Origin of the sequence: Burkholderia sp. AU38729 (genome assembly GCF_020419725.1) — a bacterium.
Taxonomy (GTDB): Bacteria; Pseudomonadota; Gammaproteobacteria; order Burkholderiales; family Burkholderiaceae; genus Burkholderia.
In genome coordinates, this window is the sequence record NZ_JAIZQO010000003.1 from 158,139 (window position 1) to 170,880 (window position 12,742).

The following is a 12,742-nucleotide window of genomic DNA, read 5'->3' on the forward strand; positions in this document are numbered from 1 at the left end:
TTCCCATGCCCCGCCGATTTGACCCGGTTTGAGCGGCGCGACTGTGCGCGCCGCGGGTCAGTTGCGCTGGCCGAACATCATCTGTCGCGCGATCACCTTCTTGAGCGGCGGTACGAACTCGAGCGCGGTGAGCGCCGCACCGCGCAGCAGCGGGAGCGGGCCCGAGTCGATCGTGAACAGGCGCGCCAGCGTGTCGGTCGCGCCGATCGTGAAGCGCCGGTCGAGTGCGCGGCGCGCGTTGAAGGTGGCGAGCGCGGTGGCCTCGAAGCCTTGCGCGGACAGCGTATCGACGAGCGTATGCGCATCGCGCAGCCCGAGATTGAGCCCCTGGCCCGCGACGGGGTGCAGGGTCTGCGCGGCATTGCCGACGATCGCGACGCGGCCGTTGACGAGCGTTTGCGCGGCGGTCAGGCCGAGCGGGAACGAGGCGCGGCCCGCGATCGCGACGAAGTCGCCCATGCGTTCGCCGAATGCGCTGCCGAGCTCGCGCAGGAACGCATCGTCGGGCAGCGCGGCGCGCCGCGCCGCTTCGTCGGGCGTGCAGCACCAGACGAGCGCGTACTCGGCCTGGCGCGGCCCGCCGAGCGGCAGCAGCGCGAGCGGGCCTTCGTGCGTGAAGCGTTCCCACGCGACGTTCGGGCGCGGCGCCGATACCGTGACCGTGCCGACGATCGCGGTCTGCCCGTAGTCGCGACGATGTTTGCCGGCGTCGGCCTGCTGTTCGTGGAACAGCCCGCCTTCGGCATTGATGACGACGCGTGCGCGCAGCGTGCGCTCGCCCTGCGGGCCGTCGAGCGTCAGCGTGACGCCGTCGGCATCCTGCTGCGGCGCGCGCGCGGTGGTCGACGTGAGCCAGTCGACGCGCGTGCCGCGCACGGCGCCCGCGAGCGCCTGCACGAGCGAGCCGTAGCGTACGACGTAGCCGAGCGCGGCGACGTCGTGCTCGTCGCGGTCGATCAGCGTGCGGCCGAAATGGCCGCGCTGCGACACGTGGATATGTTCAATCGGCGTCGCGTCGGCGGGCCACGCGAGCGTATCGAGCAGCACGCGGCTGCCGTGCGACACGGCGATCGCGCGAGGATCGTTCGCGCTGGCGGCCGGTTCGCGTGCATCGATCAGTGCGATCGATGCGTGCTGCGTGGCGCTGCGGCGCGCGAGCCAGCCGGCGAGCGCGAGCCCGACGGGGCCCGCGCCGACGATGGCGAGATCGTAGTCCGGCGTGGCCGGGGAGGAGGCGGTCGTCATCTTGATTCGTGAAACGGAGGTAACGGTCGGCGGCAGCCGGTCATGCGCCCGCGCGCATCAGCGCTTCGATCTCGTCCGCCGCGACGGGCACGCCGCGCGTGATCAGCTCGCAGCCGTGCTCGCGCACGATCGCGTCGTCCTCGATGCGGATGCCGATGTTCCAGTACTCGGGCGGCACGTCGTCGGCGGCGCGCACGTACAGGCCGGGCTCGATCGTCAGCGTCATGCCGGCTTTCAGCGTGCGCCACGGCAGCGCGCCGTTGCCGTCACGCTCGGCGAGCCGCTCGCGGTAGTCGCCGCAATCGTGCACGTCCATGCCGATCCAGTGGCCGGTGCGATGCATGTAGAAGCGTGCGTAGGCGCGCTCGGCGATCACGTCGTCGAGGTTCGAGAAGCGCGTTTTCGGGAGGATACCGGTGTCGAGCAGCCCCTGCGCGAGCACGCGCACGGCGGCGTCGTGCGGCGCCTCGAACGGCACGCCGGCGCGCGTCGCGTCGATCGCGGCCTGCTGCGCGGCGAGCACGATGTCGTACAGCGTGCGCTGCGCGGGCGAGAAGCGCCCGTTGGCCGGGAACGTGCGCGTGATGTCCGACGCGTAGCCGTCGAGTTCGCACGCGGCGTCGATCAGGATCAGGTCGCCATCTTGCGCGGCCGCGTTGCCGGCCGGGTAGTGCAGCACGCACGCGTTCGCGCCGGCCGCGACGATTGAGCCGTACGCGGGCGACTGCGCGCCGTGCTTGCGGAACACATACAACAATTCGGCTTCGAGTTCGTATTCGCGGATACCGGGGCGGCACGCCTGCATCGCGCGGCGGTGCGCAAGGGCGGAGATGTGCGCGGCGCGCATCATGATCGCGAGCTCGTGCTCGTCCTTCACGAGCCGCATGTCGTCGAGCAGCGGCGTGAGGTCGAGCAGCGCGTCCGGTGCAGCGACGCCCGTGCGCGCCAGCGCGCGCACCGCGTCGAGCCAGCCCGCGAGCCGGCGCTCGAAGTCGGCCGATGCGCCGAACCGGTAGTGCACGGTGCCCGCGTCGGCGAGCAGGCGCGGCATCTCGGTATCGATCACGTCGACCGCGAACGCCGCGTCGAAGCCGAACGCATCGCGCGCGGCTTCGGGCCCGTAATGGAAGCCTTCCCAGATCTCGCGGTCGGCGTTCTTGGCGCGGCAGAACAGGATCGACTCCGGCCCGCCGTGCGGCGCGGCCGCGTTCAGCACGAGCACGGCATCCGGCTCGCTGAAGCCCGTCAGGTAGTGGAAGTAGCTGTCGAACCGGTACGGATAGTCCGTATCGCGATTGCGCGGCACTTCGGGCGCGGTGGGGACGATGGCGACGCCGCCGCCGGCGGCACGCAGTGCGGCAAGCACGCGTTCACGGCGCTGGCGGTAGACGTCGACGGCGATGGCGGTATCGAGGGGCGCGTTCATTCGTGCGATTGTAGCGCCGCGGGACGCCGTGCGTGAGAGAGGGGGCGGGAAGCCGCCCTGGAAGGCCCGCGCGGCGGTTGTTGCAAACCATCCACAGGCCGTCCGGGCGATTTTCTGTCGCGCGACGCTGGCCGGTTATGATCGGCGACAACGTATACTCTCGGCGGTTCCCTTAAAAAGGCAGATGATGAAATTAATCGGTTCGCTCAGCAGCCCGTACGTCCGCAAGGCGCGGATCGTGCTGGCTGAAAAGAAGATCGACTACAAGCTGGAGCTCGAGAACGTGTGGGCGCCGGAGACGGATATTCATGCCTCGAATCCGCTCGGCAAGGTCCCGTGCCTCGTGATGGAGGATGGTGCCGCGGTGTTCGATTCCCGCGTGATCTGCGAATACGTCGATACGCTTTCGCCGGTCGGCAAGCTGATTCCGCCGTCGGGCCGCGAGCGCCTCGAGGTGCGGTGCTGGGAAGCGCTGGGCGACGGCGTGATCGACGCGGCGGTGACGATTCGCGTCGAACATACGATGCGTGACGAGGCGCAGCGCAGCGCGAGCTGGATCGCGCGCCAGCAACGCAAGATCGACGACGGCCTCGTCGCGATGTCGCAGGGCCTCGGCGGCAAGACGTGGTGCGTCGGTAATCATTACACGCTCGCCGACATCGCACTCGGCTGCGCGCTCGGCTATCTCGACTTCCGGATGCCCGAGCTCAACTGGCGCGATCGCCACCCGAACCTCGACAAGCACTTCGCGAAGCTGCTGCAGCGGCCGTCGTTCGCCGACACGCTGCCGCAGAACTGAGCCGCACGCGACGCATTCACGCGTTTCACGCATTCGGCAGACAAAAGAAAAGCGCCCCGCGGGGCGCTTTTCTTTTTGCCGCGCCGCCCCGCGGCGGGGGCGGTGGCCCGCGTCATTCGATCGACGCGTACACGGCTTCGCCGAGCGTGAACGAATCGCTGCGCGCAATCGGCCACCACTTGTCGTACAGCGTAAAGCCGCAGGTGTTGCCGTCGAGCAGCGCGCCGGGCTTCAGGTACTTCAGCAACTGCGACATCAGCCGCACTTCATGCGGCGCGACCCGCTGCACGATGTGATGCGCGCGCAGCTCGGACGGGTGCGCGAGGCCGGCCGCCTGCACGAGTTCCTGCAACGCATGCAGCGTGTTGCGGTGGAAGTTGTACACGCGCTCGGCCTTGTCGGGCACGACGAGCGCGCGCTGGCGCACCGGGTCCTGGGTCGCGACGCCGGTCGGGCAGCGATCGGTGTGGCAGTGCTGCGCCTGGATACAGCCGACCGCGAACATGAAGCCGCGCGCCGAGTTCACCCAGTCCGCGCCGATCGCGAGCGTACGCGCGATGTCGAACGCGGTGATGATCTTGCCGCTCGCGCCGAGCTTCACGCGATCGCGCACGCCGATCCCGACGAGCGTGTTGTGCACGAGCAGCAGCCCTTCCTGCAGCGGTACGCCGACGTGGTCGGTGAATTCGAGCGGCGCCGCGCCCGTGCCGCCTTCCGCGCCGTCGACGACGATGAAGTCCGGCACGATGCCGGTTTCAAGCATCGCCTTCGCGATCCCGAAGAATTCCCACGGATGGCCGATGCACAGCTTGAAGCCGGTCGGCTTGCCGCCCGACAGCGTGCGCAGCCGTTCGACGAATTCGAGCAGCCCGCGCGGCGTCGAGAACTCCGAATGCGTCGCGGGCGAGATGCAGTCCTTGCCCATCGGCACGCCGCGCGTCTCGGCGATTTCCGGCGTGATCTTCGCGGCCGGCAGCACGCCGCCGTGGCCGGGCTTCGCGCCCTGCGACAGCTTCACCTCGATCATCTTGACCTGCGGATCGGCGGCCTGCTTCGCGAACTTGTCGGGGTTGAAGGTGCCGTCGTCGTTACGGCAGCCGAAGTAGCCGGACGCGATTTCCCAGATGATGTCGCCGCCGTTTTCGCGGTGGTACTTCGACAGCGAGCCTTCGCCGGTGTCGTGCGCGAATCCGCCTTTCTTCGCGCCGAGGTTCAGCGAGCGGATCGCGTTCGCGGACAGCGAGCCGAAGCTCATCGCCGAGATGTTGAAGATCGAAATGTCGTACGGTTGCGCGCGGTTCGCGCCGACGCGGATGCGGAAATCGTGGTTCGGCAGCTTCGTCGGCGCGAGCGAGTGGCTGATCCATTCGTGCGCGACGGCCTTCACGTTGAGCTCGGTGCCGTACGGGCGGTTGTCGGCGACGTTCTTCGCGCGCTGGTAGACGAGGCTGCGCTGCGCGCGCGAGAACGGCTTCTCGTCGGTGTCGTCCTCGACGAAATACTGGCGGATTTCAGGTCTGATGAATTCGAACAGGAAGCGGAAGTGGCCCCAGAGCGGGTAGTTGCGCAGGATCGCGTGGCGGTCCTGCTTCAGGTCGTACAGGCCGAGTGCGACGAGCGCGGCCGGGATCACGAGCCACAGCCACGCGATCGTGTGCCGGGCGGCGAGCGCCGCGACGGCCACGAACAGCAGGACCGCGCACCACATCGCGATATAGCGTCGGGAAAACATGGGGACTCCATCGTAATTGTCTGGATGGCCGTCACGTCGCCTGGATCGCGCGGCGGCCGGCAGGTCGGCGCCCGAGGCATCGCGCAGGCCCGGCGGGCATGCTGCCCGTGCCGTACCCGCCGCCGCCGGTGCCCACGATGGTCGAGAGTCTACTACGGGTGTCGTGAAGCTCGCGTTGCCGAGCCGGCGGCTACCGGCCGGCCTCGGCCGGGCGGATGAACGGGCTGTACGCCGGGGTGCCGGGCTTTAGCCTGGCGTCGTCGTCGAAGTCCTCGTCGCGGTTGAACGGCACGCGCGGCCACGCGGGCCAGTCGCGCAGCCGCGCGCGGTAGTCGGCGAGGCAGCGTGCGAGGCGCGCGTCCTGCCGCTGCGCGGCATCGGCCGCCAGGCCGCCGCGGACGTCGTGGATCAGGTGCGGTTCGAGCACGTCGAAGCCGACGTAGCGCAGCGCGTACATGATCGGCCACAGCAGCAGGCGGGTATCGCCTTCACGGCCATCGGGCGCGCAGGCGGTGGCCGACGAGCCGGTCGTGACGCTCAGCAACGCGCGCCGCCCTTGCAGCACGCCGCGATCGTGGCGCTGCCGGCTGCTGTAAAGGCCGCCGTAGACGAATACGCGATCCATCCAGCCCTTCAGGATCGCGGGCGCGCCGAACCACCACAGCGGGAACTGCAGGATCAGCGCATCGGCTTGCTTCAGCAGGCCGACGTGATGCGCGATCTCGGGCGCGAGCGTGCCGCGTTCCCAGTGATGGCGCTGCTCGCGCTGCGTGTCGAAGCGGGCGGTGTCGAGCCGGTCTGCGTAATGGTGCGGCGCTTCGCACGGGTCGAACGCGTCTGCGTACAGGTTCGCGACCGTCGCGGCGTGGCCGCCGGCGCGCCAGGCGTCGGCCGCCGCGCCGGCGAGGGTGGCGTTGAACGACTGCGGTTCGGGATGGGCAACGACGATCAGCGCATGCATGGCGGGCTCCGGGAGTGTGCGACGATGATGGCCGGCGGCGGTGGGGCCGCGCAATCACGCACCCGGAGGTAACCATGGCATTTCCCGGCGACGTCTACGCGGCGGACTGCTCGGCGCGCGATGCGCTCGCGCTGGTCGCCGGCAAGTGGTCGCTGCTGATCCTGCCCGCGCTGGCGGAGCGGCCGCTGCGTAACGGCGAACTGCTGCGGCGTATCGGCGGCATTTCCCAGAAGGTGTTGACGCAGACGCTGCGCGAGCTGGAGCGCAACGGGCTGATCGAACGCATCGCGGTGGCCGCGCGGCGCGCACACGTCGAGTACCGGTTGACGGCGGTGGCGGGGTCGCTCGTGGAGACGCTCGTGGCGCTCGACCGCTGGGCCGAGCGCCATTTTCCCGAGCTGGACGCGGCGCGCGAGCGCTACGACGCGTCGGTGCGGAACATGCGGTGAACGGCGCGGCCGCGTCCGGTCGGCCCCCGCTTGCGCGGCGCCGGCGGCAGCGCGGCAGCGCGTCAGCGGGCGAGTGCGAGGGCCGGTGCTTCGTTCGCCTGCGTGTTGCCGGACAGCGCGGATTCGATGATCCCGCCGCCGAGGCAGATCTCGCCGTCGTACAGCACGGCCGACTGGCCGGGCGTGACGGCCCACTGCGCGTCGTCGAACGCAAGCGAGAAGCGCGCCTCGCCAGCCGGGCCGGGCGTGGCGGCACCGAATGCGCACGCCGCGTCGGCCTGCCGGTAGCGCGTCTTCGCACCGCACGCGAAACCTTCGGCCGGCGGTTCGCCGGCGACCCAGCTCACGTTGCCCGCGACCAGCTCGCGCGCCAGCAGCCACGGATGATCGTGGCCCTGCACGACGTACAGCGTGTTCGACGCGATGTCCTTCGCGGCGACGAACCACGGATCGCCGTTGCCGGTCTTGCTGCCGCCGAGGCCGATGCCCTTGCGCTGGCCGAACGTGTAGAACGCGAGGCCGATATGCTCGCCGACGACCTTGCCGTCCGGCGTCTTCATCGGGCCCGGTTTGGTCGGCAGATAGCGGTTCAGGAAATCGCGGAACGGCCGTTCGCCGATGAAGCAGATGCCGGTCGAATCCTTCTTCTTCGCGTTCGGCAGCCCGATCTGCGCGGCGATCTCGCGCACCTTCGTCTTCGGGATCTCGCCGAGCGGGAACATCGTCTTCGACAGCTGCGCCTGGTTCAGCCGGTGCAGGAAGTACGACTGGTCTTTCGTATGATCGAAGGCCTTCAGCAGTTCGAAACGCCCGTCACGCTCGCGCACGCGCGCATAGTGGCCGGTCGCGATCATTTCCGCGTCGAGCGACATCGCGTGATCGAGGAACGCCTTGAACTTGATCTCGGCGTTGCACAGCACGTCGGGATTCGGCGTGCGGCCGGCCGAGTATTCGCGCAGGAACTCGGCGAACACGCGATCCTTGTATTCGGCCGCGAAGTTGACGGCTTCCACGTCGATGCCGATCAGGTCGGCCACCGACACGACGTCGATCCAGTCCTGGCGCGTCGAGCAGTATTCGCCGTCGTCGTCGTCTTCCCAGTTCTTCATGAACAGGCCGACCACGTCGTAACCCTGTTCCTTCAGCAGCCACGCGGTCACCGACGAATCGACGCCGCCCGACATGCCCACCACTACACGGCGCTTGCTCATTTGTTGACCACCTGACGTTCGAATGCTTCGGGGCGCGGCGCGACCGAATGCGTGTGCACGAAATCGAGCGGAATGCGCCGCCCGGCGAGGTAATCGTCGACGCAGCGCATCACCGCGGGCGAGCGATGGCGCTCGCCGCACGCGCGCAGTTCGTCGGCGGTCATCCACAGCGTGCGGACGATGCCGTCGTCGAGCGCGTGGCCCGCGATCGGCTCGCTGGCCGCGCCGCAGAACGTGAAGCGCAGGTAGGTTGCGCCGGCGGTGCCGGGACGGTCGTAGTGCGCGAGGTAGACGCCGACGAGCGCGTCGGGCGTGAACGGGTGCGCGGTTTCCTCGAGCGTTTCTCGGATCACGGCGTCGGCCAGCGTTTCGCCGGCTTCGAGATGGCCTGCCGGCTGGTTGATGCGCAGGCCCGACGAGGTTTCTTCCTCGATCATGAGAAAGCGGCCGGCGTGCTCGACGAGCGCGGCGACCGTCACATGCGGGGTCCAGATTTCGGGTTTCATGGTTCGGCATTTTACCGGTTGCGCCCGAACGCTGCCGGTCGCTGCGCTAAACGAATCAGACCCTTTCAATTCGTCTGGGTTGCCGATACGCGACGACACCGGACGGGCCGGCATCGGCCTCTCGCTGAACAACGCGACGCCGATCATCGCAGGCCCCGTCGTCGGTTCGTCGGGCGCGATCCTGTCGTCCATCGTGTGCCACGCGATGCACCGCTCGCTCTACAACGTGATCCTCGGCGGCTTCGGCGGCGATCATGGCGCGACGAGATGGGCGACGCACGCGGCGATCGTGTCGCGTACGCGCACGATCGCCGGGTCGCGCTGCGTGCTCGTGCGCCAGCCGATTTCGACTGGGTAGTGCGGCAAGTCGACCGGGCAGGCGAGCGCGCGCAGCGGGGTGGATTGCGCGATCGCGCGCGCCGCGTGCGCGGGAATCGTCGCGACGGCGTCGGAACCGGCGAGCAGGTACGGCAACGCGGCGAAATGCGTGGTCGACGCCGCGACGCGCCGCTTGTGGCCGAGCGTGGCCAGCGCCTCGTCGACGATCCCGATCACGCCGCCCGACGATACGAGCAGGTGGTCGCGCCGCAGGAAATCGGCGAGCGTCAGCGTGCGCGGTGGCCGCTCACGGGCGGCCGGATCGATCAGGCACGCATAGCCGCCCGTCGCGATCGCGCGCCGGCTGAGCCCGTTCGCCGAGAAGCCGCCCGACGTGATCGCAAGGTCGACGCCGTGTCGCAGCAGCGCGTCGCCGGCGATGCCGCTGTGCGTCTGCCGGAAGATCAGCCGGATGCCGGCGGCTTCCCGTGCGACGGCGTCGATCAGCGCGCGGCCGAGCGCGATCTCGAAGTCGTCCGACAGCCCGATCGAGATCGTGCGGCCGATGCGGTCGCCGCCGTCGGCCGCGATCGCGAGGCTTTCGCGGCAACGGTCGAGCGCGTCGGACAGGATCGGCTTCAGTTCGTCCGCGCGCGGCGTCGGCGCGAGTCCGCGGCCGGTGCGCACGAACAGCGGATCGGCATAGATCCCGCGCAGCCGCGCGAGCGCCGCGCTCACCGCCGACTGCGTGAGGCCGAGCCGCAACGCCGCGCGGCTCGCGCCGCCTTCCTCGTACAGCGCCTCGAACACCTTCAGCAGGTTCAGGTCGAGGCTGGCGATATCATCTGCATTCATGACACTTATCGTTCTATCGATTTGATCGATGACATCATATCGATAAAGATGGCGTTACCTCATTCACCGGAGACGCCCTCATGTCCACGTCAGTCATCGCCGCGCTGCAGATCGGCGCATCGCCCGCCGGCACGCGCGCCACGCTCGACACGATCCTCGGCTACGAAACCGCGATCCGCGACAGCGGCGCGTCGCTCGTCGTGCTGCCCGAGGCCGTGCTCGGCGGCTATCCGAAAGGCGAGATTTTCGGCACGCGGCTCGGCTACCGGCTGCCCGAAGGCCGCGACGCGTATGCGCGCTACGCCGCGCAGGCGATCGACGTGCCGGGGCCGGAAACCGACGAGCTGGCCGCGCTGTCGCAGCGCACGGGCGCGAGCCTCGTGGTCGGCGTGATCGAGCGCGGCGGCAGCACGCTGTACTGCACGGTGCTGTTCTTCGATCCGCGCGACGGGCTCGTCGCGAAGCACCGCAAGCTGATGCCGACCGGCACCGAGCGGCTGATCTGGGGGCAGGGCGACGGCTCGACGCTGCCCGTCGTCGACACGGCCGCGGGCCGCGCGGGCGCCGCGATCTGCTGGGAGAACCACATGCCGCTGCTGCGTTGCGCGATGTACGCGAAGGGCGTGCAGATCTGGTGCGCGCCGACCGTCGACGAGCGCGACGTCTGGCAGAGCTCGATGCGGCACATCGCGCACGAAGGGCGCTGTTTCGTCGTCAGCGCGTGCCAGGTGCAGCCTTCGCCGCGCGCGCTCGGCATCGACGTGCCGGGCTGGGATCCGGAGCGGCCGCTGATTCGCGGCGGCAGCGTGATCGTCGGGCCGCTCGGCGACCTGCTGACGGAGCCGCTGATCGGCGAAGCCGGGCTCGTGACCGCGCGCATCGATACCGACGAACTCGTGCGGGCGCGCTACGACTTCGACGTGGTCGGGCATTACGCGCGGCCCGACGTGTTCTCGCTGCACGTCGACGAGCGGCCGAAGCGGACGGTGGTGTTCGGCGGGTAGGGCGGGGCGGCCGGGCGCTGCACGGTGGCCCGGAAGATGAACGGCGGCGGCGCGCATCGCACCCGCCGTCGTGCCGCGTCAGCGCATCGGCGCTTCCGCGATCCGCATGTAGTCGGCGATCCGCCGCCCTTCCATGTCCGGAAACTGCTCGTGCACGGTGATGTCGCCCATCCGCGCGATGTCGAAGGTGCGGAAATCGTCGCGCAGCTCGCACCACGCGCCGATCGTCCAGCGCCCGCCCCAGTAGACGAGCCCGAGCGGCCACACGCGGCGTTGCGAATGCGCGCCGAGCCGGTCGCGGTAGTCGAAGCTGACGACGTGGCGCGTGTCGATGGCCTGGTGGATCGCGTCGACTTTCGCGCAAAACGTCTCGTCGATGTGGAACGACGGCGCGAACACCGGCAGGCGGTCGAGCGCCGTGCGCTTGTCGGCCGGCATCGCCGACGCGATCTTCGCGAGCGCCGAGCGCGCGCCGCTCGCGAAGCGCGCACCGCCCCAGGTTTCGAGCATGCGTGCGCCGGTGGCGAGCGCCGCCAGCTCCTCGGCCGTGAACGTGAGCGGCGGCAGGCTGGCGTTGCGGTTCAGCCGGTAGCCAATGCCGGCTTCGCCTTCGATCGGCACCCCTGACAGTTGCAGGTCGCGCACGTCGCGATAGACGGTGCGCGGCGACACCGACAGCCAGTCGGCCAGTTGCTGCGCGGTCGTGAGACGACGGCCGCGCAGCAGCTCGGCGATCTGGAACAGGCGGTCGGCACGGCGCGTCATGACGGCACCTCGAATCCAGCGGCAGTGGGGACTCCGCGATGATAGCGCCGCGCGGGCCCGACGGCCGCCGCGTTCAGTGGCATTTCGGCGCGTGCAGGCCGACGCGGTTGCCTTCGGTGTCGATCAGGTAGCCGACGTAGCCGTAGTTGTTCGGCAGCTCGACGACCGAGCCCTGCACGACGCCGCCCGCGCGCTTCGCGCGGTCGAGCGCCGCGACGACCGATTCGCCGGCGTTCAGGTAGACGAGCACGCCATTCGCGCTCGGCTTCATTTGCTGCGGATCGAACACGATGCTGCCGCCCGTGCTCGATGCGTCGCGGTCGAACGTGGCCATCGGCACGCCGCCGATGACTGCGCGCTGCAGCGTCGTCTGCAGCACGGTTTCGTAGAAGCGGATCGCCCGGTCGAAATCGAGGGACGGAATGTCGAACCACGCGATCGCGCGTTCCACGGTGGCGGTGGCAGTTGCGGACGTCATGACGAGCTCCTTGTTGCGTTGTTTGTTGTTCGGGTTCGGTGCGGAAACCAGCGTTGCATTGCGCCGGGATTGCAGTGTGATCGCGGCCTGCTGACACCGTATTGTCAGTAGAGTTGTCACCCTTGACATGCAACTGATTGGTTGCATAATAAGGCCATTGACCCGGGAGTGGCATGGATCTCGTTTTCAAGGCGCTGGCCGACGCCACGCGCCGCCAGTTGCTCGATTTGCTGCACGCGAAAAGCGGGCAGACCCTGTCCGAGCTGTGCGACGGGCTCGCGATGAGCCGGCAGGCGGTGAGCAAGCATCTCGCGCTGCTCGAGGCCGCGAATCTCGTCGCGACGACGTGGCGCGGCCGGGAGAAGCTGCATTACCTGAATCCGGTGCCGATCCACGACATCGCGGAACGCTGGATCGGCAAGTTCGAGCGTCAGCGGCTGCAGGCGCTGGCGGACCTCAAGCGCGGGCTGGAAGCGGCCGGCGAATCTGGAGACAACGATGAGTAATCCCGCCTTTGTGTACGTGACGTTCATTGCATCGACGCCCGAGCGTGTGTTCGATGCGCTCACCAACGCCGAGCTGACGAAGGACTACTGGGTGCGGCACCGCAACGCGTCGCCCGACTGGCGGCCGGGCTCGCGCTGGGAACATCAGGACTACGACGATCCGTCGCGGGTCGACATCGTCGGCGAAGTGGTCGAAAACGATCCGCCGCACCGGCTGGTCGTCACGTGGCGCACGCCGTCAGGCGAGGGGGAGGTGTCGCGCGTGACCTATCTCGTCGAGCCGCACGAGGGCGTCGTAAAGCTGACGGTCACGCACGACGGGCTGGTGCCGGGTTCGGAGATGGATCGCGGGATTCGCGGCGGATGGCCGGTCGTGCTGTCGAGCCTCAAGACGCTGCTCGAGACGGGGCAGGCACTGCCGTTCACGATGGGGCGCTGGGCGTGCTCGAAGCACTGAAACGAAACGCCGCCGCTGCCGCGGGTGCGG

At 69.1% G+C, this 12,742-nt stretch carries 14 protein-coding genes and 1 pseudogene; 6 read left to right on the forward strand and 9 right to left on the reverse strand.

What is annotated here, in order from left to right; genetic code table 11:
• Positions 1 to 57: 57 nt before the first annotated feature.
• Positions 58 to 1,245 carry a UbiH/UbiF/VisC/COQ6 family ubiquinone biosynthesis hydroxylase gene (locus LGM56_RS09650; RefSeq protein WP_226204343.1) on the reverse strand — a complete coding sequence of 396 codons (1,188 nt, stop codon included), beginning with the start codon at positions 1,243 to 1,245 and terminating at the stop codon, positions 58 to 60.
• Between the two features lie 40 nt (positions 1,246 to 1,285).
• Complete coding sequence (locus LGM56_RS09655) at positions 1,286 to 2,671, reverse strand: aminopeptidase P N-terminal domain-containing protein (RefSeq protein ID WP_226204345.1); 1,386 nt, start codon at positions 2,669 to 2,671, stop codon at positions 1,286 to 1,288.
• Between the two features lie 184 nt (positions 2,672 to 2,855).
• Here LGM56_RS09655 and LGM56_RS09660 point away from each other — a divergent pair, with 184 nt between their 5' ends.
• Positions 2,856 to 3,470 carry a glutathione S-transferase family protein gene (locus tag LGM56_RS09660; protein WP_089455593.1) on the forward strand — a complete coding sequence of 205 codons (615 nt, stop codon included), beginning with the start codon at positions 2,856 to 2,858 and terminating at the stop codon, positions 3,468 to 3,470.
• Between the two features lie 112 nt (positions 3,471 to 3,582).
• Here LGM56_RS09660 and LGM56_RS09665 read toward each other — a convergent pair whose 3' ends face one another.
• Together LGM56_RS09665 and LGM56_RS09670 are read right to left on the reverse strand one after the other, a co-directional pair.
• On the reverse strand, positions 3,583 to 5,202 hold the full coding sequence (locus LGM56_RS09665) for an FMN-binding glutamate synthase family protein (protein ID WP_089494105.1): 1,620 nt from the start codon (positions 5,200 to 5,202) through the stop codon (positions 3,583 to 3,585).
• Positions 5,203 to 5,392: 190 nt separating this feature from the next.
• Positions 5,393 to 6,163: an NAD(P)H-dependent oxidoreductase gene (locus LGM56_RS09670; RefSeq protein ID WP_089494106.1), complete on the reverse strand. Its 771-nt coding sequence runs from the start codon at positions 6,161 to 6,163 to the stop codon at positions 5,393 to 5,395.
• Positions 6,164 to 6,237: 74 nt separating this feature from the next.
• Here LGM56_RS09670 and LGM56_RS09675 point away from each other — a divergent pair, with 74 nt between their 5' ends.
• Positions 6,238 to 6,612: a winged helix-turn-helix transcriptional regulator gene (locus LGM56_RS09675; protein WP_226204347.1), complete on the forward strand. Its 375-nt coding sequence runs from the start codon at positions 6,238 to 6,240 to the stop codon at positions 6,610 to 6,612.
• A 62-nt stretch (positions 6,613 to 6,674) separates the two neighbouring features.
• Here LGM56_RS09675 and mnmA read toward each other — a convergent pair whose 3' ends face one another.
• Positions 6,675 to 7,823 carry a tRNA 2-thiouridine(34) synthase MnmA gene (gene mnmA / locus LGM56_RS09680; protein ID WP_089494107.1) on the reverse strand — a complete coding sequence of 383 codons (1,149 nt, stop codon included), beginning with the start codon at positions 7,821 to 7,823 and terminating at the stop codon, positions 6,675 to 6,677.
• Positions 7,820 to 8,329 carry an NUDIX hydrolase gene (locus tag LGM56_RS09685; protein WP_226204359.1) on the reverse strand — a complete coding sequence of 170 codons (510 nt, stop codon included), beginning with the start codon at positions 8,327 to 8,329 and terminating at the stop codon, positions 7,820 to 7,822. The genes mnmA and LGM56_RS09685 overlap by 4 nt, the downstream gene beginning before the upstream one ends.
• A gap of 106 nt (positions 8,330 to 8,435) precedes the next feature.
• On the opposite strand from LGM56_RS09685, the pseudogene LGM56_RS09690 reads away from it, so the two are divergent.
• Positions 8,436 to 8,591: pseudogene (locus LGM56_RS09690) on the forward strand (NAD(P)(+) transhydrogenase (Re/Si-specific) subunit beta); the annotation flags it as partial.
• Here the strand turns inward: LGM56_RS09690 and LGM56_RS09695 are convergent.
• Positions 8,582 to 9,502 carry a LysR family transcriptional regulator gene (locus LGM56_RS09695; protein ID WP_226204361.1) on the reverse strand — a complete coding sequence of 307 codons (921 nt, stop codon included), beginning with the start codon at positions 9,500 to 9,502 and terminating at the stop codon, positions 8,582 to 8,584. The pseudogene LGM56_RS09690 and the gene LGM56_RS09695 sit on opposite strands and share 10 nt — an antisense overlap.
• Before the next feature lie 80 nt (positions 9,503 to 9,582).
• Between LGM56_RS09695 and LGM56_RS09700 the strand changes: the two genes are divergently transcribed.
• Complete coding sequence (locus tag LGM56_RS09700) at positions 9,583 to 10,506, forward strand: carbon-nitrogen hydrolase family protein (protein ID WP_174946276.1); 924 nt, start codon at positions 9,583 to 9,585, stop codon at positions 10,504 to 10,506.
• 78 nt (positions 10,507 to 10,584) lie between these two features.
• On the opposite strand, the gene LGM56_RS09705 is transcribed toward LGM56_RS09700, so the two are convergent.
• Together LGM56_RS09705 and LGM56_RS09710 are read right to left on the reverse strand one after the other, a co-directional pair.
• A complete protein-coding gene (locus tag LGM56_RS09705; protein ID WP_089494110.1) occupies positions 10,585 to 11,271 on the reverse strand; it encodes a helix-turn-helix transcriptional regulator in 687 nt (228 codons plus the stop codon).
• 73 nt (positions 11,272 to 11,344) lie between these two features.
• Positions 11,345 to 11,749, reverse strand: a complete 405-nt coding sequence (locus tag LGM56_RS09710; RefSeq protein ID WP_089494111.1) for a VOC family protein — start codon at positions 11,747 to 11,749, stop codon at positions 11,345 to 11,347.
• 173 nt (positions 11,750 to 11,922) lie between these two features.
• Between LGM56_RS09710 and LGM56_RS09715 the strand changes: the two genes are divergently transcribed.
• Both LGM56_RS09715 and LGM56_RS09720 read left to right on the forward strand, forming a co-directional pair.
• Positions 11,923 to 12,255 (forward strand): ArsR/SmtB family transcription factor, encoded by a 333-nt coding sequence (locus LGM56_RS09715; RefSeq protein WP_089424519.1) that lies wholly within the window; start codon positions 11,923 to 11,925, stop codon positions 12,253 to 12,255.
• On the forward strand, positions 12,248 to 12,712 hold the full coding sequence (locus tag LGM56_RS09720; protein ID WP_089494112.1) for an SRPBCC family protein: 465 nt from the start codon (positions 12,248 to 12,250) through the stop codon (positions 12,710 to 12,712). Before LGM56_RS09715 ends, LGM56_RS09720 begins: the two co-directional genes overlap by 8 nt.
• Positions 12,713 to 12,742 lie beyond the last annotated feature (30 nt).

Coding starts and splice junctions, on each gene's coding strand:
- LGM56_RS09650 (WP_226204343.1), bottom strand. CDS start 1,245: ATGACGACCGCCTCCTCCCCGGCCACGCCGGACTACGATCTCGCCATC.
- LGM56_RS09655 (WP_226204345.1), bottom strand. CDS start 2,671: ATGAACGCGCCCCTCGATACCGCCATCGCCGTCGACGTCTACCGCCAG.
- LGM56_RS09660 (WP_089455593.1), top strand. CDS start 2,856: ATGATGAAATTAATCGGTTCGCTCAGCAGCCCGTACGTCCGCAAGGCG.
- LGM56_RS09665 (WP_089494105.1), bottom strand. CDS start 5,202: ATGTTTTCCCGACGCTATATCGCGATGTGGTGCGCGGTCCTGCTGTTC.
- LGM56_RS09670 (WP_089494106.1), bottom strand. CDS start 6,163: ATGCATGCGCTGATCGTCGTTGCCCATCCCGAACCGCAGTCGTTCAAC.
- LGM56_RS09675 (WP_226204347.1), top strand. CDS start 6,238: ATGGCATTTCCCGGCGACGTCTACGCGGCGGACTGCTCGGCGCGCGAT.
- mnmA (WP_089494107.1), bottom strand. CDS start 7,823: ATGAGCAAGCGCCGTGTAGTGGTGGGCATGTCGGGCGGCGTCGATTCG.
- LGM56_RS09685 (WP_226204359.1), bottom strand. CDS start 8,329: ATGAAACCCGAAATCTGGACCCCGCATGTGACGGTCGCCGCGCTCGTC.
- LGM56_RS09695 (WP_226204361.1), bottom strand. CDS start 9,502: ATGAATGCAGATGATATCGCCAGCCTCGACCTGAACCTGCTGAAGGTG.
- LGM56_RS09700 (WP_174946276.1), top strand. CDS start 9,583: ATGTCCACGTCAGTCATCGCCGCGCTGCAGATCGGCGCATCGCCCGCC.
- LGM56_RS09705 (WP_089494110.1), bottom strand. CDS start 11,271: ATGACGCGCCGTGCCGACCGCCTGTTCCAGATCGCCGAGCTGCTGCGC.
- LGM56_RS09710 (WP_089494111.1), bottom strand. CDS start 11,749: ATGACGTCCGCAACTGCCACCGCCACCGTGGAACGCGCGATCGCGTGG.
- LGM56_RS09715 (WP_089424519.1), top strand. CDS start 11,923: ATGGATCTCGTTTTCAAGGCGCTGGCCGACGCCACGCGCCGCCAGTTG.
- LGM56_RS09720 (WP_089494112.1), top strand. CDS start 12,248: ATGAGTAATCCCGCCTTTGTGTACGTGACGTTCATTGCATCGACGCCC.